This is a genomic window from Flavobacterium sp. 245 (genome assembly GCF_004362055.1).
Lineage (GTDB): Bacteria > Bacteroidota > Bacteroidia > Flavobacteriales > Flavobacteriaceae > Flavobacterium.
Map to the genome: position 1 here is coordinate 312,486 of NZ_SNXB01000005.1, position 24,728 is coordinate 337,213.

At 32.5% G+C, this 24,728-nt stretch carries 23 protein-coding genes; 1 reads left to right on the forward strand and 22 read right to left on the reverse strand.

All coding sequences use genetic code 11. From position 1 onward, the window contains the following. Window positions 1-12 precede the first annotated feature (12 nt). The 12 genes from EV145_RS12290 to EV145_RS12345 all read right to left on the reverse strand — a co-directional run bounded on the left by EV145_RS12290 (window position 13) and on the right by EV145_RS12345 (window position 14,686). A complete protein-coding gene (locus EV145_RS12290) occupies window positions 13-1,086 on the reverse strand; it encodes a Wzz/FepE/Etk N-terminal domain-containing protein (protein WP_133525510.1) in 1,074 nt (357 codons plus the stop codon). Between the two features lie 7 nt (window positions 1,087-1,093). Beyond that, entirely contained in the window at window positions 1,094-3,538 is a 2,445-nt protein-coding gene (locus EV145_RS12295) for an SLBB domain-containing protein (RefSeq protein WP_133525511.1), read from the reverse strand. A 41-nt stretch (window positions 3,539-3,579) separates the two neighbouring features. Further along, a complete protein-coding gene (rfbB, locus tag EV145_RS12300) occupies window positions 3,580-4,626 on the reverse strand; it encodes a dTDP-glucose 4,6-dehydratase (RefSeq protein ID WP_133525512.1) in 1,047 nt (348 codons plus the stop codon). A gap of 11 nt (window positions 4,627-4,637) precedes the next feature. After that, complete coding sequence (locus EV145_RS12305; RefSeq protein WP_133525513.1) at window positions 4,638-5,645, reverse strand: mannose-1-phosphate guanylyltransferase; 1,008 nt, start codon at window positions 5,643-5,645, stop codon at window positions 4,638-4,640. Window positions 5,646-5,677: 32 nt separating this feature from the next. After that, a complete protein-coding gene (locus EV145_RS12310) occupies window positions 5,678-6,961 on the reverse strand; it encodes a nucleotide sugar dehydrogenase (protein ID WP_166638448.1) in 1,284 nt (427 codons plus the stop codon). Window positions 6,962-7,258: 297 nt separating this feature from the next. Then, on the reverse strand, window positions 7,259-7,723 hold the full coding sequence (locus EV145_RS12315; RefSeq protein ID WP_133525514.1) for a UpxY family transcription antiterminator: 465 nt from the start codon (window positions 7,721-7,723) through the stop codon (window positions 7,259-7,261). A gap of 83 nt (window positions 7,724-7,806) precedes the next feature. Beyond that, window positions 7,807-9,198, reverse strand: a complete 1,392-nt coding sequence (locus EV145_RS12320) for a UDP-glucose 6-dehydrogenase (RefSeq protein WP_133525515.1) — start codon at window positions 9,196-9,198, stop codon at window positions 7,807-7,809. Between the two features lie 23 nt (window positions 9,199-9,221). Next, window positions 9,222-10,208 carry an SDR family oxidoreductase gene (locus EV145_RS12325; protein WP_133525516.1) on the reverse strand — a complete coding sequence of 329 codons (987 nt, stop codon included), beginning with the start codon at window positions 10,206-10,208 and terminating at the stop codon, window positions 9,222-9,224. 11 nt (window positions 10,209-10,219) lie between these two features. Beyond that, window positions 10,220-12,667, reverse strand: a complete 2,448-nt coding sequence (locus tag EV145_RS12330; protein ID WP_133525517.1) for a polysaccharide biosynthesis tyrosine autokinase — start codon at window positions 12,665-12,667, stop codon at window positions 10,220-10,222. Between the two features lie 15 nt (window positions 12,668-12,682). Next, complete coding sequence (locus EV145_RS12335; protein WP_133525518.1) at window positions 12,683-13,477, reverse strand: polysaccharide biosynthesis/export family protein; 795 nt, start codon at window positions 13,475-13,477, stop codon at window positions 12,683-12,685. A gap of 71 nt (window positions 13,478-13,548) precedes the next feature. Continuing rightward, entirely contained in the window at window positions 13,549-14,169 is a 621-nt protein-coding gene (recR, locus tag EV145_RS12340) for a recombination mediator RecR (protein WP_133525519.1), read from the reverse strand. Window positions 14,170-14,320: 151 nt separating this feature from the next. Continuing rightward, the gene (locus tag EV145_RS12345) at window positions 14,321-14,686 is read right to left on the reverse strand and encodes a CoA-binding protein (RefSeq protein ID WP_133525520.1); all 366 of its coding nucleotides are present in this window, start codon (window positions 14,684-14,686) and stop codon (window positions 14,321-14,323) included. 152 nt (window positions 14,687-14,838) lie between these two features. On the opposite strand from EV145_RS12345, the gene EV145_RS12350 reads away from it, so the two are divergent. Then, window positions 14,839-15,468 (forward strand): MarC family NAAT transporter, encoded by a 630-nt coding sequence (locus EV145_RS12350; RefSeq protein ID WP_133525521.1) that lies wholly within the window; start codon window positions 14,839-14,841, stop codon window positions 15,466-15,468. A gap of 36 nt (window positions 15,469-15,504) precedes the next feature. On the opposite strand, the gene ctlX is transcribed toward EV145_RS12350, so the two are convergent. The 10 genes from ctlX to rpsM form a co-directional block, all read right to left on the reverse strand. After that, window positions 15,505-16,440, reverse strand: a complete 936-nt coding sequence (gene ctlX / locus EV145_RS12355) for a citrulline utilization hydrolase CtlX (RefSeq protein ID WP_133525522.1) — start codon at window positions 16,438-16,440, stop codon at window positions 15,505-15,507. 85 nt (window positions 16,441-16,525) lie between these two features. Then, complete coding sequence (locus tag EV145_RS12360; RefSeq protein ID WP_133525523.1) at window positions 16,526-17,440, reverse strand: dimethylarginine dimethylaminohydrolase family protein; 915 nt, start codon at window positions 17,438-17,440, stop codon at window positions 16,526-16,528. A gap of 64 nt (window positions 17,441-17,504) precedes the next feature. Further along, a complete protein-coding gene (locus tag EV145_RS12365; protein ID WP_133525524.1) occupies window positions 17,505-18,782 on the reverse strand; it encodes a citrate synthase in 1,278 nt (425 codons plus the stop codon). A 156-nt stretch (window positions 18,783-18,938) separates the two neighbouring features. After that, on the reverse strand, window positions 18,939-20,231 hold the full coding sequence (eno, locus tag EV145_RS12370; protein WP_133525525.1) for a phosphopyruvate hydratase: 1,293 nt from the start codon (window positions 20,229-20,231) through the stop codon (window positions 18,939-18,941). A gap of 101 nt (window positions 20,232-20,332) precedes the next feature. Then, the gene (gene carA / locus EV145_RS12375; protein ID WP_133525526.1) at window positions 20,333-21,451 is read right to left on the reverse strand and encodes a glutamine-hydrolyzing carbamoyl-phosphate synthase small subunit; all 1,119 of its coding nucleotides are present in this window, start codon (window positions 21,449-21,451) and stop codon (window positions 20,333-20,335) included. A 246-nt stretch (window positions 21,452-21,697) separates the two neighbouring features. Further along, the gene (rplQ, locus tag EV145_RS12380) at window positions 21,698-22,186 is read right to left on the reverse strand and encodes a 50S ribosomal protein L17 (protein WP_017495007.1); all 489 of its coding nucleotides are present in this window, start codon (window positions 22,184-22,186) and stop codon (window positions 21,698-21,700) included. A gap of 62 nt (window positions 22,187-22,248) precedes the next feature. Continuing rightward, a complete protein-coding gene (locus EV145_RS12385; RefSeq protein ID WP_026109818.1) occupies window positions 22,249-23,241 on the reverse strand; it encodes a DNA-directed RNA polymerase subunit alpha in 993 nt (330 codons plus the stop codon). 21 nt (window positions 23,242-23,262) lie between these two features. Continuing rightward, the gene (gene rpsD, locus EV145_RS12390) at window positions 23,263-23,868 is read right to left on the reverse strand and encodes a 30S ribosomal protein S4 (protein WP_035619621.1); all 606 of its coding nucleotides are present in this window, start codon (window positions 23,866-23,868) and stop codon (window positions 23,263-23,265) included. Between the two features lie 92 nt (window positions 23,869-23,960). Further along, on the reverse strand, window positions 23,961-24,344 hold the full coding sequence (rpsK, locus tag EV145_RS12395; RefSeq protein WP_007803677.1) for a 30S ribosomal protein S11: 384 nt from the start codon (window positions 24,342-24,344) through the stop codon (window positions 23,961-23,963). An 8-nt stretch (window positions 24,345-24,352) separates the two neighbouring features. Further along, window positions 24,353-24,727, reverse strand: coding sequence for a 30S ribosomal protein S13 (rpsM, locus tag EV145_RS12400; protein WP_012022478.1), 375 nt, complete (start codon window positions 24,725-24,727; stop codon window positions 24,353-24,355). Window position 24,728: the final 1 nt, after the last annotated feature.

Consider the following 24,728-nt stretch of genomic DNA (forward strand, 5'->3'; position numbering starts at 1 on the left):
AATTAAATTGAATTAACTAAGATTGATTTGTTTGAAGAGTCTTATTAAAATAAAATAAAACATTACAAGAAAAGAAGCTATAAAACCACCTATAATGATACCTCTTGCTTTTCCTAATCTTGTTTTTACAAGTGGCAAAATAGGTCTATCAATAACTTGAATTAATGGCGTCTCTTTTCGTAATGTAACTTTGGCTAGCTCAGCCTGTTTAACCAATTCTGTCAAAATAGCTGTATTTGCCTGAACATCAACCTGTCTTCTCGCTGAAGGTGCTCTTCGAACATTTAGAGCAGGATTTAAATTAAAAGTATTATCATTTGCTACAGCGACTCCTGTTATGGCTCCATTGAGTTCTCTTCTTATAGAATCAACTTGGTGATCTAAAATTGCCATATTCATTCTTGCTTTTTTGCTTTTTGTTTCAATATAAAATTGTCCAACTTGCCTTGCTAGTGCTTCACAAAAAATTTTCGCAAATGATTCATTTGCTGAAGATACATCAATACTTATAATTGAAACTTTTTTATCTTTTTGAGAAACTAACAGATTTGTTTTTGATAAATCATTATAAATTACTCCTAAGATACTGTCTTGCGCTCTTGTAAATTTTTTGCGATCATCATTTGGTAGAAACTCTATTTTATTTAAAGATGGTTTGTCTCCCCATAGTTTGCGTAATTTGTTATTTTTGATATACAGTTCTGCTATAGAAATTTCCTTACCTTCAAATTTAATGGGTGATAGAAGTGTTTTTTCTACCATTGACCTAGATTTAAACAATTCAGTTAAATTAGATCCTGCAAAAATTCCTCCTCCACTTCCTCCTAAATCTAATCCAAATGAACTAGCTAAACCTAGAGCTCCTCCTAAACCTCCACCTCCTTTTTCATCTTCTAATGCAAAAGATAATGTTGCAGTATAAATAGGTTTTTTTAATAAGGAGTATGTTAATCCTAATGCCCCTCCTATTATTCCAGCACACAAAATAATTTTCCATTGAGAAAGCAAGTATATATACCATTCTTTTGCCTTCTGTAGTAAATCTTTTAACGAAATTTCATCGTTTTCAATAGTTTTTTTATCCATAAGAAAATTATTTGAAAGCTGTGACAATCAATAATGCTAAACTCGTAAGTACACTACCAATACTAACCCATTCTCCAGTACTCATTTTCTTAGTCTCAGGTTTTTCTGGCACTACAATCTGTGAATCAGGTTCAACTTTTGGATATGACCTAAAAAACAAGAAGGAACCAGTAACAGATGCCTTCCCATTTGGATAAATTATATATGCCTTTTTCTTCCATCCTTTGTTATCTACACCTCCTACAGCATCAATATAATATCTAAAGCTTTTCCCACTTCTATATGGAATTTCAGAAGTTAGTAAAACATTCCCTGTAACCTTAACGCCTTCATTATAAACAGCAACTTCAATTTCATCACCTGGAAATAAAGTAACATTTGAATAGTGATTTTTATCTTTTACTATCTTCTCCCAGTTAACCGGAATAGTAGCATATTTTAAATCTTCTTTTAATTTTTTAGAAAGTTTTTCTTTTAGAGTATCATTTTTAGACAAATTCAAATCAACACTTTCAATTTTTTCAATCTGTTCTTGCTTAATTGGCCTTTTAATTTTCATTCCATCTAAGTTAGCAATTGAAGTTAATCCACCTGCTCGCATAACTACATTATAAACCGTCTCCTTTTTATTGGCTAAAACATATTTTCCTGGATAACCAACTGCTCCGCTCACAATTACCATTTGTGGCTTTTCATAAACCGCCATCTTGCGAATATTAATAACATCGAATGGTTTTAGAATAAAGTTTTTAACCTGCTCATTATTATCTGCAGTAATTTCAAGTTCAACCAAATCAACACGTTTTGGATCTGCATCATCAATAATATCAGATTTTACCATTCTAGCAATTTCTACTCTTTTTGAAGCTGAACCCGTAAGACCGCCAACTTGAACTACTAAATCATTTAAAGTCAAGTTTTCAAAATATTCGTATTCTCCAGGATTTTTAACTTCTCCATCTATGGTAACTTTATACTCTTCTCTAAAATCTAAAATTGAATATACTGTTACAATATCTTCTCTCTTTAATTCAATATCCGCATTTAAATCACCTGATAAGGCACTTGCTAAATCAACATTTACAATTTCAGTAGTTAGATCTGTTTTTAAACGAATAATTCGTGCTCTCTTTGTGTAGGCATCTTCTTTAAGTCCTTCTGCCCTAGTTATAAGATCTGAAATTCGCATTCCTTCACTATACGAATAGTAATCTGGTCTAAATACAGCACCTTCAATTTTAATACGGTTTTCAAAACGATTTAAAATCTTAGTTACTCTAAAAACATCTCCTGATTGTGGTATATAAGTATTATATTCACTTTCATTAATATCATGAACTTTAAATTCTTTTCCTGTTTTTTGTAAAACATTTACAGACGCTGTATATGCAAACTCGTTGAAACCAGAAGCAAAATTCAATAAATCAGAGAATTTTTCTCCTTTTTTCATTTCAAAAACTCCTGGACGTTTTACTTCTCCTTCCACAACTACTCTTTGGCTATAAGCTGGAATGCGAATTACATCATTGTCTTTTAAGCTAACATTATCAGATTGGTCTCCTTTAACTAAAAATCTATAGATGTCGATATTTCGATAAACCTTATTATTTCTAATTAATTCAATATTTCTATAACTGCCGTTTTTTCCTGGTCCTCCTGCTAAATGCAATGCATTATAAACTGTTGCTAAAGATGATATGGAGTAATTTCCTGGTTGCTTTCCTCCAACGATTGTCACTTTAATAGTACGAATTCTACTTAAACTAACACTAACTTGGGATTGTCCAGATCTTACTGTACTATAAACACGCGCGATTGCAGCTTTTATTTTTTGAGTTGCTGCTTCAATAGACATTCCTGACACTGAAATTTGTCCAACATAATCAATCGTTACTTTCCCTTCAACACTAACCGGTACACTCGCATTATACTCCTGCACTCCATAAACGCTCACCTGCAATTCGTCACCTGGTCCTAAAACATAGTTCATTGGAGTTGCCAATTTTAAGTCCGGTTCAAAATTTAATGTGGGATTATCAAATAATTCAGAACCAAAGATTAGTGCATTAACAGAATCCTTAACTTTATCATTTTTTATTTTTTCCTGTTTTCTACCAAATTCTGAATCTTTATCTGTTTTTCTCTCTTTACTTTCTTTGTCAGGAGTTTTACTAGAATCTTTAGACTGTTTTTTTTCGTATTCAGTAAGTTTAACTCTTAATTTATTAAACTCCGTCTGACTCATTCCTTTTGACAAAACCATTGGCTCAACTTGATCAAGGGTCGTGTTATTGCTTTTTAATTGCATGCTAATTTTAGCCAAATCGTCATCTGACAAATAATCAACCTTTACTGTACTTAAATCTTTTGATTTCAATAAATCTTGTGCTTGCACATTAAAAGACATAGTCACAATAAATAGTAGAGTAAGAACGTATGTTATTTTTTTCATATTAAATCTATTAAACTTAAAAAAATACTATTTAAAAAAGTCTACGAATATTGTTTTTTATAATAATCTTTATATGTACCAGAGGTAACATTTTTCAGCCATTCCTCATTGTTCAAATACCAATTAATAGTCCTTTCTAAGCCTTCTTCAAAAGTTACAGACGGTTTCCATCCCAATTCTTTATTAATTTTTGATGCATCTATTGCATAACGCAAGTCATGTCCTGGCCTGTCCTTTACATACGTGATAAGTCCTGCTGAAGTTCCATTTTCTCGGCCTAACTTCGCATCCATAATTTGACACAACAACTTAACTAAATCAATATTTTTCCATTCGTTAAATCCTCCAATATTATAAGTTTCATGATTTTTACCCTCGTGAAAAACTAAATCTATGGCAATAGCATGATCTTCAACAAATAACCAATCACGTGTATAATTTCCGTCTCCATAAACCGGCAAAGGTTTATTGTTGATGATATTATTTATAAAAAGAGGAATCAATTTTTCTGGGAAATGAAAAGAACCGTAATTATTTGAACAATTTGTCAACACGTATGGCAAACCATATGTTTCTCCGTAAGCTCTTACAAAATGATCAGAACTTGCTTTTGAAGCCGAATAAGGTGAATTGGGATCATAAGGAGTGGTTTCAGTAAACAATCCTTCAGCGCCAAGCGAACCATAAACTTCATCTGTACTAATATGGTAAAATCTCTTTCCGTCAAAATTATCTTTCCATTGATTCTTTGCTGCATTTAATAAATTCATTGTTCCTATAACATTTGTTTTAACAAATGCTAAAGGATCTTCAATGGAACGATCAACGTGTGACTCGGCTGCTAAATGCAAAACTCCATCAAATTTATGAATAGAAAAAAGTTCATTAATAAAAGTCTCGTCAACGATATCACCTTTTACAAAAGTATAATTAGGCTGATCTTCTATATCTTTAATATTTTCAAGATTTCCTGCATATGTTAATGCATCTAAATTAAAAACCTGATAGTCTGGATATTTATTTACAAAGCGTCTCACTACATGTGACCCAATGAAACCCGCACCGCCAGTGATAAGAATTTTTTTCATTTTAAATTTAATTAGTTTAGTAATTCAGAATTTTGTTTTTCTAATTCGCTGTAAATATCTTTTACTTCTTGCGAATTTTCTTTTTGCAAAATTAAATTAGCCGAATCTGTATGTACAAAAATAGTATTTTTTAACCCAAGGAAAGTTGTATGTTTATCAGAACCGATTACCATATTCCCATTGAGATCAGTTGGATGACCTTTAGAAATTAAATAATCATAAACTGACTCAAATGATCCTAAATCTGACCAAGAGAAGGATGCAGGTACAACTTTAATTTTTTTACTGCGTTCCATCACAGCATAATCGATACTTATTGATGGAATTTCTAATGAAAGCTCTAAATCTAAAAACCCTTCTTTACTTGATTCCCACACAGCTTTAGATTTTTCATAAACATCAGGCTGAAACTGTTTTAATTCATCTAAAAGAATACCAGCTTTAAAACAAAACATACCGCTGTTCCATAAAAAATTTCCTCTAGCAATAAACTCCTTCGCAGTAGTTTCATTTGGTTTTTCGCGAAATGAAATTACTTTATCACCTTTTGATTCAATATATCCATATCCGGTTTCAGGTTTAGTTGGAATAACTCCAAACGTAACTATAAAACCATCATTAGCTTTTGAGACAGCTTCAGCAATAGCGCCATTATAATTATCCATCAAATCTATGATATGATCTGAAGGTGTAACAATTAATATATCTTCTGGATCAGATGCAAATGCTGCAAATGCTATTGCCGCAGCAGTATTACGAGGTGTTGCTTCAACAATATTGACATATGAAGTCAACGTTTTCTCCATTACTTTTCCGCTCAAATGATGATTATCAACATTCCCGACAACCATTACTTTATCTGCTAAATGACTGTTACGATCAACTGTCATTTCAAACAAAGACTTACCTTCAAATATCTCTAAATATTGTTTTGGCTGGCTTTTGCGCGAAAGTGGCCATAATCGACTACCTACTCCGCCAGTTAAAATTACATGTGTAATTGATTTTTTTGTACTCATTGTTTTCTAAATAAAAAAAAGAATTTCAGAAACTATAATCTATTATCAGCTATAGCACCTAAAACTCCCTTTACATCGTATAATAAACTATTGTCTTTCTGCAACTCTGAAAAATTTAATTTTAAAAATTCAGCATGTGCAACTCCTAAAACAATAGCATCAAATTTATCATTTGGAATTGAATTCACAGTTTTCAACTCATATTCTTTTTGTACCTCTTTAATATTTGCTAAGGGATCATATATTGTCACTGATATACCATATTCTGTTAATGATTTAACAACATCAACTATTTTAGTGTTCCTGACATCTGGGCAGTTCTCTTTAAAAGTTATACCCAACATTAGAAGATTAGCTCCGTTAACAGAAATACCTTTTTTGATCATTAATTTAACCACTTGAGAAGCAATATATTCCCCCATACTATCATTTAAACGCCGTCCTGCTAATATTATTTCAGGATGATAGCCAAATTCTTGGGCCCTTTGTGCTAAATAATAGGGATCTACACCAATACAGTGCCCTCCAACTAAACCAGGCTTAAAAGGCAAAAAATTCCACTTTGTCGCCGCAGCTGCTAATACTTCCTGAGTATCAATATTCATTAAATTGAATATTTTAGCCAATTCATTGACAAAAGCGATATTTATATCTCGCTGGGAATTTTCAATAACTTTAGCTGCTTCAGCAACTTTTATTGTTGGTGCTAGATGGGTACCGGCTGTAATTACCGATTTATATAAAGCATCGACTTTTAAACCAATTTCTGGAGTTGAACCAGAAGTTACCTTTAAAATTTTTTCTACTGTGTGTTCTTTATCTCCAGGATTGATTCTTTCAGGAGAATATCCAGCATAAAAATCAACGTTTAACTTCAGTCCAGAAACCTTTTCTAAAACTGGAACACATTGTTCTTCTGTAACACCAGGGTAAACGGTAGATTCATAAATAACAATATCTCCTTTTTTTAATATTTTACCAACTGTTTCACTTGATTTATATAGAGGCGTCAAATCAGGTCGATTATTTCGATCAACAGGAGTAGGCACTGTAATTATAAAATAATTACAATCTAACATATCAGCCGGAATACTTGAACAAAATAACCCATATTCATTTGTCGGTTTATCAACTAATACTTTTTGCAGCTCTTGCTGATTAACCTCTAATGTAGAATCTATCCCAGATTTTAAACTGGTTACTCTCGATTCGTTAATATCAAATCCAACAACTGGATATTTTGTAGCAAATAATCTTGCCAAAGGAAGACCAACATAACCTAAACCTATAACAGCTATTTTTATGTTTTCGTTCATTTAAAAAATATTAGCTTTATTCATTACAACACATGGCTTCGCCGTTCCAAGTCCCATTTATTTGCTCGGTTTACTAAAAAAGTATATTCTCGGCAAATATAACATAATAACTCAATTTATTCAATACGGTTTCCCGTAATACTATATAACAAAAAAATAAGAAAAAAACTAAAAAACAGCAATATACTATTAATCAGACTTTAAAAATTTACACATTAAAAAAAACAGGAAATAAAATCTAAAATAATTACGATTTTATTTCCTGCTCCTTCTATTTCCCAGTTATTTCATCGATAACTACTTATATTTAATCTTCAGCACACAACCTAAAGATTCTAACACCAAAATATAATGTGTTTTTGAAACTTCCTGTACAATTGCATCTTGATTACTAAAAGCTCCTGATTCTAATTTTATCCTGTCTCCCACTTGAATTGACGACACGGTAATATCACTTACATTGGTTGCCTTGAGACTAGATTTAATTATATTAATTTCCTCATCACGAACAATTGCAGGTTTTCCAAGCCAAAATAAATACCTTACAACTCCCGGAACATTAAAAACTGAATTCCGATCAATTTCAGAAAGCTGTACAAACACATAGGAGTTAAAAAGAGGAACTTCAACTTTCTTCTTTCTGTCAGACCACTGTTTTACCTGAGTAATTAAAGGACAATAACATTCAACACCAATTTGCGTAAGTTTCTCTGCTACTTTTTTCTCCCATTTGGGCTTTGTATAAACGACATACCAATTCATAACGCTAATTTATTGAAATAAAATATCCAACACCATCTCCCTTATTAACTTAATATTAAATTTCACTTCAATATCAATTATAATTAAGAACCTATTCCTCTATAAATAAATCCAATTGATTCAAGTTCTTTTGCATTCAATATGTTTCGTCCGTCAAATAGGAATGCAGGTTTATGCATCGAATCATATATTTTTTGCCAGTCATAAGTAACAAATTCGTCCCATTCGGTAAGAATTGAAATTGCATGCGCACCTTCACAAGCTTTATAAGGATCATCAAAAATAGCAAGTCCATTGCTGTTTTCCTCACTTGATCTAGTTTGTAAATAATCCAAATCATTTAGCATTTTATTTCTTGAAACTTTTGGATCATATACTGAAATTTTAGCCTGCTCGTTTATTAAATCATCAGCAACATAAATAGCTGCAGATTCGCGCGTATCATTTGTATCTTTTTTGAAAGCCCACCCTAAAAACGTTATCTTTTTGTCAGCAACTGTATTGTATAAAGTCTGAACGATTTTATTAGAAAATCTTCTTTTTTGATGATCATTCATAATAATTACCTGCTCCCAATAGTCTGCAACTTCATTCAAGCCATATGATTTAGCTATATAAACTAAATTCAAAATATCCTTTTGAAAACAAGATCCTCCAAAACCTACTGAAGCCTTTAAAAACTTCGATCCGATTCTGCTGTCCATTCCGATTGCTTTTGCAACTTCACTCACATCGGCACCAGTTTTTTCGCATAATTCAGACATTGCATTTATAGAAGATATACGCTGTGCTAAAAATGCATTTGCCGTAAGTTTTGATAACTCCGATGACCAAACGTTTGTTGTTAAAATCTTGTCTTTATCAACCCAGTTTGCATAAACTTCTACAAGAGCATTTATTGCGTCTTCACCTTCTCGTGTGGTGTCTCCACCAATTAAGATTCTATCAGGATTTAGTAAATCTGTTACTGCAGTTCCTTCAGCCAAAAATTCTGGATTAGATAAAATTTGAAATTGTACTCCATTTCCAGTATTATCTAAAATGCTTTTTATAGCTTCTGCTGTTCGTACCGGCAGAGTCGATTTTTCTACAACTATTTTGTTTTGTTTCGCAACTTTTGCAATTTGTCTGGCACATAATTCAATATATTTCAAATCAGCTGCCATACCTTTTCCTTTACCATAGGTCTTAGTTGGCGTGTTAACTGATATAAAAATTACTTGAGCATCGTCTATCGCTTTTTCAACATCTGTAGAAAAAAACAAATTTCTACCTCTTGCTTCAGCTACAATTTCAGACAAGCCAGGTTCATAGATTGGAATATTTTCTGTATTTGGATCATTCCAGTCCTTAATTCTTTGTTCATTCAAATCAACAACAGTGACTTGAATATCGGGGCATTTTTGAGCAATAACTGCCATTGTTGGACCTCCAACATAACCTGCACCTATGCAACAAATTTTTGTTATTTTCATTTATATACTATTATCTAAGTCTACTATTCTCTCAAATTATTCCAATACCAATTTACAGCTTCTTTCAAACCTTCCTGCAAAGAATATCTAGGGTTATAACCTAATATTTTTTTTGCCTTATCAATACTAGCTAATGAATGCGGAATATCTCCCGCTCTATTATCAGCATAGATAATTTGAATGTCTGCGATTTTTGGATCAAAGTCTGAAAGATATTTTTTCAAATATCCTGTCAAATCATTTAGCGTATTTCGCTCGCCAAATGCGGTATTGTAAACTGTATTTACAGCTTCAGGATTTTGGCATTTCATTGCCAATTCATTCATCTGAATTACATTTTCTATATATGTAAAATCTCTTGAATAATTCCCGTCACCATTTATAACTGGACTTTCATGTTTCATTAATTGCATAACAAACTTGGGAATCACGGCAGCATAAGCACCTTGCGGATCTTGTCGTCTTCCAAAAACGTTGAAATAACGCAAACCAATAGTTTCCAAACCATATGTTCTGCTAAAAATATCTGCATATAATTCGTTCACATATTTTGTTATAGCATATGGAGATAATGGTTTACCTATTACCTCTTCAACTTTTGGAAGTCCAACGGAATCTCCATATGTTGAAGAACTAGCCGCATAAACAAAACGCTTCACTTTTTCATCTCTAGAAGCAACCAGCATATTTAAAAATCCTGATACGTTTACATCATTTGTTGTAATCGGATCATTAATTGATCGTGGAACAGAACCTAAAGCCGCTTGATGCAAAACATAATCCACACCTTTAACCGCTAAAACACAATCACTAATATTTCGAATATCACCTTCAATTAATCTAAAATTTGGATTTTCGATAAAACTTTCCAAATTATGGCGATGACCTGTTGAAAAATTATCCAAACAAACTACTTTATTGCCAAGTCCTAAAAAATATTCGCACAAATTTGAGCCAATAAATCCTGCTCCTCCTGTAATTAAAATAGTATTTTGAATTGATTTTTCCATTTGAACCAAGTTTATTTCTTTTTCAATTTATTAAAGAAAGTCTTCATTGAATTTGGTTTTTTCTCCTCGTCAAGATATCCATTCGAATAATCTCCATATCCATAACCATATCCGTAAGCAGAACCATATTTTGCCTTATTTTCATAGCCATTCAAAACAATGCTTGCGTTACTCAACTCTCCTCTCTTAACTCTTGTGTTCAACAACGTAATCATTTCTTTTTTAGTATAGTTCTGTCGAACAATATATAATGTCACATCTGAATATTGAGACAGTTCCAAAGCATCAGAAACTAAACCAACAGGAGGCGTATCTAAAATGATATAATCATATTTCTGCTTTAACTCATCAATCAATTCACGCATGGAATCACTCAAAATCAATTCTGATGGATTTGGCGGAATTGGTCCAGAAAGTATAACATCCAGATTTGGAATTTTTGTTGAGTTTGTAATTTCTTCTAAACTATTTTGCTTAATTAAATAGTTAACAACACCAGTTTGATTTGTTAAATTAAACTCATCAGCTAATCTAGGTTTTCTTAAATCCAAGCCAACAATAACTGTTTTCTTTTCACTTAAAGCAAAAACTGTAGCAATATTTATAGAACAAAAAGTTTTTCCTTCTCCACTTATTGACGATGTAATCATCAAAGTTTTCGAACCGCTTACTTGTTGTTTTTTGTATAAAAACTGTAATGACGATCGAATTGCTCTAAAAGATTCAGAAAGTGCCGATTTTGGTTTGTCAAAAACAGCAAGATTAACTCCTTCTTTATTGACTCCAATGACACCAATTATTGGTATCTGACTTAATTTAGCTACATCCTCAGTATTTTGAATTGAATTATTAATAAAGAAAATAGCAAGAACAATTAACAATGGAATAAGCACACCCAAAAACAAAGCCAAGATATAATTTACTGAAGTTTTTGGGCCAATTAATCCACCCCCAATATCTTTTGCCGGATCAATAAAATGAATATCTGATAAATTAGATGCTTTTACAATTTCGGCCTCATTTCGTTTTTGTAAAAATGTCGTATATATATTATCATTTAAATCGTATTTTCTTTGAATTTTCAATAACTCCTGCTGTTCTTCAGGAAGTCTTTTTACTGTATTTTCAGCTTCTCCAATTTTTGCATTTACCAAAGACAAATCATATAACAGTGCTGATTTTGCAGAAACAATATTTTCCAGTAAAACACTTTTTATAGCCTGCATTTGGTTATCAAAATCTTTAAAAATCTTATCGCTTTTTACTGCGTAAGCCATTTCAGATCTTTGAGTTGAAAGCGCAATAAGTTTAGAGATATTTGCAACAATATTAGGATCATCAATCCCAGCAACCGAAGGAGCGGGCAATCTCGAATAATCAACACTGTTATTTAAATATGCCTTAAGCGAATTATAGTAAGTGATTTTTCTTGTAACTTGATCTTTTTCAATATCAAAATTTGATATTTTATCAGAAAACTTGGCACCTCCGCCTTCTATTTCATAGATATTTTTATCTTTTCTAAAAGATTTTAATTCGTTTCCGGTTTGCTTCAATTGAGACTCCATAGCAACAAGTGTGCTGTCAATAAATTTAATCGTATTGTTAGCAAATTGATTTTTACCATCCAGCTGAATTTTAATCAGCATTTTTACTGTTGAATTGAGATATTCAACAAGTCGCGCTTTATTTGTACCCTGCATTCCAAGGGTCAATATAGAACCTCCTTTATCATCAGAACCAACATTCACACCTTTATAGCGAGAGACTGTTCCGTCAAAATCATTAAATCTGACAAAATACTCATTCCCTGTATACAACCCCGGATTATCATTAATTTGCAGTTTCCAATTTAAAAAAGGTAATGAAACTTGTTCACCAACTTTATATCTTTTTACAAATTCTATAGGCTGAACCGCAGTATTCGAATATTTATTTTCAGCGTAATTAATAAGTGAAACTGAATTATTCTCAAATGGTATACGTACTTCATATACATTTTCACTGATAAACTTAATTTTAATTAGCGTGTTTGCAAGTTGTCCTCTCGATTTATCAATATCAACATAAAAAGGCACAGCACCATAAGAGTCAATCAAATTATATTCACCCATTGTAAGATAGTCAATATAATATTGTAATTTACTAACCACTAATTCATTATGTGATCTCGACTGCAATATGGTTGTTATTCCGTTTACTTGATCAGAAATTCCGCCCCAGTTAAAAACTAAGCTCGTATTTGAAGTAAAAAACGGATTACTTTCTTCCTTAATTGAAATTAAGGTTTGCATTCCGTAAATTTTTTCTTTTCGAATATTTACTTGATATGCAATAGTAAATGCAATGATTAAACTTACTAAGAACCATTTCCAATAGCTTAGGATCTTCAGCAACAAACCTTTAAAATCAAAACTTGATTGATTTTCAAAAATCGAAAAATCTTTTATATCTAACATCTTTTGGATCTAACTTTAATTTTTGATAATCAAATATACTGTTGTGGCAAGTGACAATAAGGTAATAATTGTACCTATTGACTGTATTCCTGTCTGACCAGTACCCCAAGTTTTTTGACGCAATGGCTTTACATAAATATAATCATTGGGTTGTAAATAATAATAAGGTGATTTCATCACATTGACATCAGTAAGATCAATCTCATTCATTTGAACTCCGGTAGGTGTCTGACGAATTATGGTTACCGCTTTTCTATTTCCAACTGTATTTATATCCCCCGCATTTGCGACAGCTTCCATTATATTAACATGTTCTTGAAAAAGTGTTTTTGTTCCAGTACTTCCAACTTCTCCGTTTATGGTATATCTAAAACCTGCCAATTTCACAGTAACAAAAATATTGGCCTCGGTTTTAAAATACTCTTCAAGCAATTTTTTCTCAATCATCACTCGAACTTCTTCTAAAGTATAACCAATAACATTTACTTCTCCTAAAATCGGAATTCTAATATTTCCATGATCGTCAACTGTAAAACCGTCAAAATACAAAGCCGCTTCTGACTTTCCGGTTGCAGAAGTAGCATTTTCTGATTTGCTGAAAATCGAAACTAATTTAGGATCTATTGCTTTTATACTAATACTTAGAACATCATTCACCTGTAATCTGTACGGCTTAGTTTCAACTGCTGCAACAGCACCTTTCTCTTCAGAAGTATTTTTATCCTGAAGGTATACCAGATCTTTTATAGGAATACAAGAGGTGAAAAGCATACTAACCAGCAACAGAATATAAAAGCTATTTTTTGTCATTATTGAAATTTTATCGCAAATATAGCTTTTCCTTTAATCTTCAGAAAATCTATATCTTATTTGGGGTTTGTTTAATTATTTTTGAATGTTTTTTCAAAAGGAACTCGATGCAAAATACTTCTGCCAAGAGTTACTTCATCAGCATATTCAAGTTCATCACCTACAGAAATTCCTCTTGCAATAGTTGAAATTACAATTTGAGATTCGGCAATTTGTTTATAAATATAAAAATTGGTCGTGTCTCCTTCCATAGTTGAACTAAGCGCAAAAATGATTTCTATGACTTTTCCAGACTTAACTTTTTCAACTAAACTGGAAATATTTAACTGACTTGGACCAACACCTTCGATAGGAGAAATTTTCCCTCCTAGAACGTGATAAATTCCTTTGTACTGCCCTGTATTTTCAATTGCCATTACATCACGGATATCCTCAACAACACAAATAATCTGCTGATTTCTTGAAGTATTCGCACAAATTTCACAAACTTTTGTGTCTGAAATATTATGACAGTTTTCACAAAACTTAATATCCTCGCGCATGTTTAACAAAGCTTGAGACAGAAACCCAGTTTGCTCTTTTGGCTGTTTAAGCAAATGCAGAACTAATCGCAAAGCTGTCCGCTTACCAATACCTGGTAATTGCGACATTTCATTAACTGCTTTCTCTATTAATTTCGATGAAAATTCCATGACGACAAAAGTAACATTTTTAACGGTATCAAAGACTTTGAAACAATTAAATTCAATCTTTTAAGAAATCTGAACCATGATCTTTTGTAGTGGCCAATAAAAAACGAAGCCTTCCACTTGAGTTGGAAAGCTGATAAAAATTTTCGTATAGTTAATATTGATTTGTTGCTAATAAGACCAATGTACAAGCAACTTCTACTTGAATATTATTTAACTCTAATAATTGATATAATTCAGGATTTTCGGTTCCTGGATTAAAAATTACTCTTTTAGGTTGCGCTTCAATAATGTAATTATAATAATCACGCTGACGTGCCGGATTTAAATACAAAGTTACTGTATCAATATTTTTGACGGGAATTGCTTTTGTATGAATTTTTACACCAGCAACTTCTCCTGTATTTTGACCAATCGCCAATACGGTGTGCCCTTTTTGAGTAAGCATATTTATAGCTCTAAATGCGTAACGATCTGTTTTTGTTGTAGCACCTAGAAGCAAAGTTTTTTTGTTTTTCATCTTTTTAATTTAAAGTGCAAAAGTAATCAAAAAGAATGAGCTTGACTTCTTTTATCAATTTAGAATATTGACTCTAAAAAAACAATAACATAATGCAAAACATTCTGTCAATATAAAAATTTGACTACTTTTACTTGACCAATCAAAACTTTATGGATCTATTCATTTATTTATTTGCCGCACTTTTTTCAGTATTAAACCCAATTGGTACGGTTCCTATTTTTGTCGGATTGACACAACATGATTCTCAAAAAGAACGTTCAAGAATTTCGCTTTGGACAGCCATAAATGTTTTCATTATTTTATTGGTGTCTTTTTTTATAGGCCAATATGTTTTGACTTTTTTCGGGATTAGTATTGATGCACTTCGAATTGCTGGAGGAATTGTCATTGTGAATTCGGGCTTTTCATTGCTTTCTGGGAAATTCAATAAAAAACGAGGGATCAATAAAAAAATCGAAACCGATGCACAGCAAAGAAACGATATTGCACTAACTCCACTTGCAATACCAATGCTAGCAGGTCCAGGTTCAATTTCTTTGTTAATTGCATTTTACCAAGAACATCACGAAATGAATGAAATCATCATTTCATGCCTTGCAATTTTAGCAATTGGAGTTAGTATTTTCGCTATTCTAAAAAGCGCACATTATCTCGCCCGAATATTAGGTGCATCAGGAATTGTAGCAATATCAAGAATAGTTGGTTTTATTGTAATTTCTATCGGAATTCAATATATCGTAAGTTCTATTGTAAATATCATAAAAGGCAATCTAATGTAGATTACACTTTTTTTTATGTTTTAAAAATTATATTTTCTAATTTCTTGGCAAAAACACTTCAGCCATCATACATCTTGCACTTCCGCCTCCACAAGCTTCAATAGTATCTAGACTTGAACTCAAAATTTCAGCATGCTTTTCTAATTGCGCAATTTGTTTGGCAGTAAGGCTCTGATGCGCTGAGGCGCTCATTACAATATATTTTTTATCATTTGTCCCTCTAACTTCCAGCATATTCCCAGCAAAATTGTTTACCTGATCCTCAGTAATCAAAATAATTTCTTTTTTATCATCTTTTAAATTGTCAAGAACCATTTTGCGCTCTTTTTTATCATCTATGCAATCTGCACAAATAACAGCAAATGTTTCTCCAAGACACATCATCACATTTGTATGATAGATCAGTTTTCGCTCACCGTCAACAGTCTGAAAAGCTTCAAAAATTACAGGTGCATAATCAAAATCTTCACAAAATTCTATAAACAATTCCTCATCAGCACGTGGCGACAATGCACAATATGCTTTTGCATTGGCACGATCTAAAAGCAGACTTCCTGTTCCTTCCAAAAAATAACCATCATCTTCTGCCGAAGTATAATCCATTATATTAGAAATTTCGAAACCCTTTTCTTCTAAAGTGTCTAAAATATCCTCACGACGTTCCTGACGTCTATTTTCAGCAAACATTGGATAAAGCGCCACATCTCCATTTTCATGAAATGAAACCCAGTTATTCGGAAAAATGCTATCCGGAGTATCTGTTTCCAAAGTATCTTCAATTACAGTAACATCGACACCTACTGCCCTTAGCTTTTCAACAAAAGCATCAAATTCCTGCTGTGCTTTTGCATTGACAGTACTTGGCAATAATCCGTCTAATACTTTTTGGTAATAATTATTGACTGCAGTCTGCTCATTCATTCTAAAAGCAACTGGCCGAATCATTACAATTGCGTTTGTTGTCTGTTTCATTTTTTTTGTTTCAGGTTTCAAGTTTCAAGTTTCAGGTTTCACGTCTCACAACTTGAAACCTGAAACCTGAAACTTGAAACTATTTTTAATCTCTAATTAAGGGAAGTGTTGAACATCTTAACAGCCCTTCTTGTTTTGCAATTTCGGCATAAGGAATTTCTTCAACAACAAAACCATTGGCACGAAGCCAGTTGTTTAATCGGGTGAAATTTTTCTCAGAAACTACTACATTTTTATCAATAGAAAACACGTTCGAAAACATATTATACATTTCATTTCGTTCGATATGAAACAGGTTTTCTTTTCCAAAAAGATTTACTAAATACAAATAATCAGCTTCTTCGCGAAAACCTCTCTTATAAATAATTCCCTTATTTTCACCAACTGGCTGAAAACAGCAGTCTAAGTGCAACGCATTATCTCTGGCTTCTAATTTAGATTTAACCAAATCAAACTCTTTTACAATTTTATTTGGAAACAACTCTTTAATAAAATTGACACCTTGCATATTTGTTCTCGCGGTAATATAATCTTTATAATCACTTCCTTTATAAGTACCTATAAAAATATGATCATTCCAAAGCATAACATCGCCGCCTTCAATATGAACTTCTTCTGGGGGACGAACAACTTTTTGCGGTTCGATCTGATCAATTACATATTGAATGGCATCTAATTCGCGTTCGCGATCAGGCAGTATATTCGATTTTACAAAAACATCATCAATTACAAATCCTATATCTCTGGCAAAAATCTGATTATAATTTTCGATCATTTCAGGACGATAAACTTTTACATCATATTTTTGAAAAACAGAATTAAAAGCTTCTATCTCAGCAACCATGTCTTTTTCTATTGGATATGTTCCTGCTTTAATATGTTCCAATGACTTAGGGTCATAAGCTTCCTCTAAGGTTGGAGTTGGCCCATTATGAACGGCTGAACCTAAAACTACAGCCCGCAGTCTTGAAGTTTCGTTCTTTACATTTAATTGCAACATGACTTTATTATATTTTGAGCAAAGATAAAAAAAGCTTCACATTGTAAGTGAAGCTTTCTGTTTTTTATTTGTTACGTTTAAATTCTCTCAAAGGATGACCTGTATAAATTTGTCTTGGCCTTCCAATTGGTTCTTTATTTTCACGCATCTCTTTCCATTGTGCGATCCAGCCCGGAAGTCTTCCAATAGCAAACATAACCGTAAACATATCAGTTGGAATTCCTAATGCTCTATAAATAATTCCAGAATAGAAATCTACATTTGGATATAAATTTCTTGATTTGAAATAATCATCTTCAAGAGCTGCTGCTTCTAATTTCTTAGCGATTTCTAAAATCGGATCTTCTACACCTAAAGTTTCTAAAACTTCTTTAGCTGCTTTTTTGATGATTTTTGCTCTTGGATCGAAGTTTTTATATACTCTATGACCAAATCCCATTAAACGGAAAGGATCATTTTTATCTTTTGCTTTTGCCAAAAATTTATCAGTATCTCCACCATCATTGTTGATATCTTCCAACATTTCAAGTACAGCTTGATTAGCACCTCCATGAAGAGGTCCCCAAAGCGCAGAAACTCCAGCAGAAACCGAAGCAAATAAACCTGCATGAGAAGAACCAACCATTCTTACTGTTGAAGTAGAACAGTTTTGTTCGTGATCTGCATGAAGAATAAATAATTTATCTAATGCATTAACAATTACAGGATTTGCTGCATAAGGTCCAGTAGGCAATTTAAACATTAACTGCATAAAACTCTCAACGTATCCTTTTGTATTATCATAATAATTCAAAGGATAACCCATTGATTTTCTGTATGTCCAAGTTGCAATAACTAAAAACTTAGCCATTGTTTTGCAAATTGCTTCATACATTTCTTTTTCATTATCAACATTCACTGCTTTTGGGTTAAAAGCAGTTAAAGCACTTGTTAAAGCAGACAATACACCCATTGGATGTGCAGTTTTTGGGAAACCGTCAATGATATTTTTCATTTCTTCGTTTACTAAAGAATGTTTTTTAATACCATTTTCAAATTGCTCCAATTCTGCAGCAGTTGGCAATTCTCCAAAAATCAAAAGATATGACACTTCTAAAAAACTAGCTTTATCAGCCAAATCTTCGATTGAGTATCCTCTATAACGCAAAATTCCTAATTCTCCGTCTAAGAAAGTGATTTCACTTGTACAAGATCCTGAGTTTTTATAACCTGGATCAATTGTAATAATACCTGTTAAGTCACGTAATTTGTTAATATCGATAGCTGATTCATTTTCGCTTCCTGTGATAACCGGAAGTTCAATTTTTTTACCATCTACTTCTAATGTAGCTATTTTTGACATAATATAATCGGGAATAATTCTATAAAATAATAATTTATCAAATCTAAGGAATTTAAGACTAATTAAAAAAAGAATCCTGCTATGAATTTGTTAAAACTCCAAAAAAAAACCATTCGTTAAAACGAATGGTTTGAAATCAATATATAACTCTTACAATTATTTAATTTTGAAAGCTTTTAAGCCTGGGAAATAAGCAGTACTTCCTAGTTCTTCTTCAATTCTTAATAATTGATTGTATTTAGCCATACGATCAGAACGTGAAGCAGAACCTGTTTTGATTTGCCCACAGTTTAAAGCAACTGCTAAGTCAGCAATTGTATTATCTTCTGTTTCACCAGAACGGTGAGACATAACTGAAGTATACCCAGCATTCTTAGCCATATTTACAGCAGCAATAGTTTCTGTTAAAGTTCCAATTTGGTTTACTTTTACTAAAATTGAATTAGCAATTCCTTTTTCGATACCAGTTGACAAACGCTCAACATTAGTAACAAATAAATCATCACCAACTAATTGTACTTTATTTCCAATTTTTTCAGTCAAGTATTTCCAACCGTTCCAGTCATCTTCATACATACCATCTTCGATAGAAATAATTGGGTATTTAGAAGCAAGTTCAGCTAAATAATCAGCTTGCTCTTCTGAAGTTCTGATTTTTCCAGTTTCTCCTTCAAATTTAGTATAATCGTATTTACCGTTTACATAAAACTCAGAAGCCGCACAGTCAAGCGCAATCATAATTTCGTCACCAAAAGTATATCCTGCTTTTTCAACCGCTAGTTTAATAGTATCTAAAGCATCTTCAGTACCACCAGCTAAATTTGGAGCAAAACCTCCTTCATCACCTACAGCTGTACTTAAACCTCTGTCATGTAATACTTTTTTCAAGCTGTGGAAAATTTCAGTCCCCATTTGCATAGCATGTGTAAAAGAAGTTGCTTTTACAGGGAAAATCATAAATTCTTGGAATGCGATAGGTGCATCAGAATGAGAACCACCATTGATGATATTCATCATCGGCACAGGTAGCGTATTAGCAGAAACTCCACCTACATATCTGTACAAAGGCAACCCAAGTTCGTTTGCAGCAGCTTTAGCAGCAGCCAAAGAAACTCCTAAAATAGCATTAGCTCCCAATTTCGATTTATTAGGAGTACCGTCTAAATCAATCATTAATTGATCGATAGTATTTTGTTCAAAAACAGAAGTTCCAACTAATTCTTCAGCAATAACAGTATTTACATTATTCACTGCATTCAAAACTCCTTTACCTAGATAAGCTTTACCTCCATCACGTAATTCAACAGCTTCGTGCTCTCCAGTTGATGCTCCAGACGGAACAGCAGCTCTACCTAAAACCCCATTTTCAGTTACTACATCAACTTCAATAGTCGGGTTTCCTCTAGAATCAAGAATTTGTCTTGCGTGAACTTTAATTATAATACTCATTATTTTTGTTTTTTTATTAATAAATTATATTTTTTTTCGAAATTATAAAAATATTTAATAGAAAAAATGCATTCTCACTATTAAACACCTTTATTTATTAACTATATCGTTTTAGCAGAAGCTTCTTTAATGTTCTGTACGAATTGATCAAATAAATAAGACGAATCATGAGGCCCAGGACTAGCTTCTGGATGGTACTGTACAGAAAAACAATTTTTGTTTTTCATACGCATACCCGCTACTGTACCATCATTTAAATGCAAGTGTGTAATTTCTAAATCAGGGTGATTATCTAACTGTTCTTTATTGACAGCAAAACCATGATTTTGAGAAGTAATCTCCCCTTTGCCTGTAAGCAAATTTTTTACAGGATGATTAATTCCACGGTGTCCATTAAACATTTTATAAGTCTGAACTCCGTTTGCCAGAGCAATAACTTGGTGACCTAAACAAATACCAAATAATGGTTTATCATCGGCCAAAATTTCTTTTGCAACTTCAATTGCTCCAAATAAAGGATCTGGATCTCCAGGCCCGTTTGACAAGAAATATCCATCAGGATTAAACTCAGACATATCTTTATATGTTGAATTATATGGATAAACTTTAATGTAGCAGTCTCTTTTTGCAAGATTTCTTAAAATGTTCTTTTTTATTCCAAGATCTAATGCAGACACTTTATATGTGGCATTTTCATCACCAAAAAAATAAGGTTCAGCAGTCGATACTTTTGACGCCAACTCTAAACCTTCCATATTTGGCACATTTGCCAACTCTTTTTTCAAATCTTCAATCGAAGTTCCATCAGTACAAATAACAGCATTCATAGCACCATTATCACGGATATAACTTACAAGTGCACGAGTATCGACATCAGAGATACAGATTAAATTCTGCTTTGTAAAGTAATCTTCTAAACTTCCCGAAGCTAATTCACGAGAATAATTAAAACTGAAGTTTTTACAAACTAAACCAGCAATTTTGATACTATCAGATTCTACCTCCAAATCATTAACACCATAATTTCCTATATGGGCATTTGTTGCAACCATTATTTGTCCAAAATAAGAAGGATCTGTAAAAATCTCCTGATATCCTGTCATTCCAGTATTAAAACAAACTTCACCAAAAGTCTTACCGCTAATTCCGATAGACTTACCGTGAAAAATGGTTCCATCGCTTAGTAATAAAATGGCGCTTTGTCGTGTTGTGTATTTCATTCTTTAATTGTATTGTTTTTAGATCGTATATGAAACTCGCTAAGCTGTTTCAATTGTAATTAGATATTCTGCAAATTTACTTCTTTAAAAGAGTGCTTCCAAGATTTTTTAAAAAATTCATTCAGAAAAATAAAACCTTAGACTTTAAATAAGTTAAATTTCACATTCTTTTAAAAAAAATCAAAAAAAAAGGATAAACTAAAAATTAGCTTATCCTTGATTTCTATAGAATCATTACTTTCATAATTATTCAGAAGCTTCAGTAGTCGTTTCTGATTCAGCAGCAGGAGCTTCAGGAGTACCTTCAGCTTTTTTAGCTTTACCACCACGACGGCTTTTTGCTTTTTTAACTTCTTTTTTACCTCCATTGTAAAGTTCATTGAAATCTACAAGTTCGATCATTGCCATATCAGCATTATCTCCCAAACGATTTCCAACTTTAATGATACGAGTGTATCCTCCTGGACGGTCACCAACTTTAGCAGCTACATCTCTGAACAAGTCAGTTACAGCATATTTGCTACGTAAGTAAGCAAAAACAATACGACGGTTGTGAGTCGTATCTTCTTTTGATTTTGTGATTAAAGGCTCAACAAATTGTTTAAGCGCTTTAGCCTTAGCAACAGTAGTGTTAATACGTTTGTGCTCGATAAGAGAACAAGCCATATTAGCCAACATAGCTTTTCTATGTCCAGTCTGTCTGCTTAAGTGGTTGAATTTTTTTCCGTGTCTCATGACGTGTTTTTTTTATCTTCATCTTGCTACAATCCACTATGGAGAGCAAAATATGAAGTAAATTATTCTTTATCTAATTTGTATTTAGCTAAATCCATTCCGAAAGTTAAATTTTTAACTGCAACAAGTTCATCAAGTTCAGTTAAAGATTTTTTACCAAAATTACGGAATTTCATTAGGTCATTTTTATTGAACGATACTAAATCACCAAGTGTATCAACTTCAGCCGCTTTCAAGCAATTTAATGCTCTTACAGATAAATCCATATCAACAAGCTTAGTTTTAAGCAATTGTCTCATATGCAATGACTCTTCATCATACGATTCTGTTTGTGCAATTTCGTCAGCCTCAAGTGTAATTCTTTCGTCAGAAAACAACATGAAATGGTGAATTAAAACCTTGGCAGCCTCAGTAAGAGCATCTTTTGGATTAATAGATCCATCAGTTTTAATTTCAAAAACTAATTTTTCATAATCTGTCTTTTGCTCAACACGGAAGTTTTCAATTGCATATTTTACATTTTTTACCGGAGTAAAAATAGAATCTGTAAAAATGGTTCCAATTGCAGCATTCTGTTTTTTGTTCTCTTCAGCAGGAACGTATCCTCTACCTTTTTCGATTGTTAAATCGAAGTTCAATTTGATTTTAGAATCTAAATTACAGATAACAAGGTCTGGATTCAAAACTTGGAAACCTGAAATAAATTTTTGAAAATCACCTGCTGTCAATTGATCTTTACCAGAAACAGAAATTGTAACTGCTTCATTATCGATATCTTCGATCTGACGTTTGAAACGTACTTGCTTTAGATTAAGGATAATTTCGGTAACATCTTCAACAACACCTGAAATAGTAGAAAACTCATGATCTACACCTTCGATACGAACAGATGTAATTGCATAACCTTCTAATGCTGAAAGCAAAACTCTTCTAAGTGCATTACCAACTGTCAATCCGTAACCAGGTTCTAAAGGTCTAAATTCAAATTTACCTTCAAAATCGGTTGAATCGATCATGATAACTTTATCGGGCTTTTGAAAATTAAATATTGCCATAAATTTCGACTAAGTCAATTATTATTTGTTGTACAACTCTACGATTAATTGTTCTTTAATGTTTTCTGGAATTTGAAGTCTTGCAGGTACAGAAACGAAAGTTCCTTCTTTAAGATCATTGTTCCAAGTAATCCATTCATAAACATGACTTGAATTTGATAAAGAACGTTCGATAGCTTCTAAAGATTTAGATTTTTCACGAACTGCAACTTTATCACCAGGTTTAAGGTGGTAAGAAGGAATATTCACAACTTCACCATTAACAGTAACGTGTCTGTGAGATACAATTTGACGAGCACCTCTTCTAGATGGAGCAATTCCCATTCTAAAAACAACATTATCTAATCTTGCTTCGCATAATTGTAATAAAACCTCACCAGTTACACCTTTAGTTGCTGATGCTTTTTCGAATAAATTTCTGAATTGTTTTTCTAAAATTCCATAAGAATATTTAGCTTTTTGCTTTTCCATTAACTGAACAGCGTACTCAGATTTTTTTCCTCTTTTTTTAGCCATCCCGTGTTGTCCAGGTGGGTAATTTCTTTTTTCGAAAGATTTATCATCTCCGAAGATTGCTTCGCCAAATTTACGAGCGATTCTTGTGCTAGGACCAGTATATCTTGCCATTTTAATTTGTTTAAGATAGAGATTATGAATTCAGGTCTTATCCTTCGATAATCTATGTTCTATCTAGGTTATACTATAATAAATTTTGAGTATTAAACTCTACGTCTTTTAGGAGGACGACATCCGTTATGAGGCATTGGAGTAACATCGATAATCTCTGTAACTTCAATTCCACCGTTATGAATAGAACGGATAGCAGACTCACGTCCGTTTCCTGGTCCTTTTACATAAACTTTAACTTTTTTAAGTCCTGCCTCAAGAGCTACTTTGCTACAATCTTCTGCTGCCATTTGAGCTGCATACGGAGTATTCTTTTTAGAACCTCTGAAACCCATTTTACCAGCTGAAGACCAAGAAATAACTTCACCTTTCTTATTTGTCAAAGAAATGATAATATTGTTGAAAGTGGCAGAAATATGAGCCTCACCCGTTGATTCAACGATAACTTTACGTTTTTTTGCAGTTGCTTTAGCCATATTACTTATTATTTAGTTGCTTTTTTCTTGTTCGCAACAGTTTTTCTTTTACCTTTTCTTGTTCTAGAGTTGTTTTTAGTTCTTTGCCCTCTTAAAGGAAGACCAGATCTATGACGGATACCTCTGTAACAACCAATATCCATTAAACGTTTGATGTTCAAAGAAACTTCAGAACGCAATTCTCCTTCAATTTTGTAAAATGAAACTGCATCACGAATTGCTCCGATCTCGTCATCATTCCAATCTTGAACTTTTTTATCTTGGCTAACTTGAGCTTTTTCTAAAATCTCAATAGCTCTACTTTTTCCTAATCCAAAGATGTAGGTAAGTGCGATAACACCTCTTTTGTTTTTTGGGATATCTACCCCTGCTATTCTTGCCATA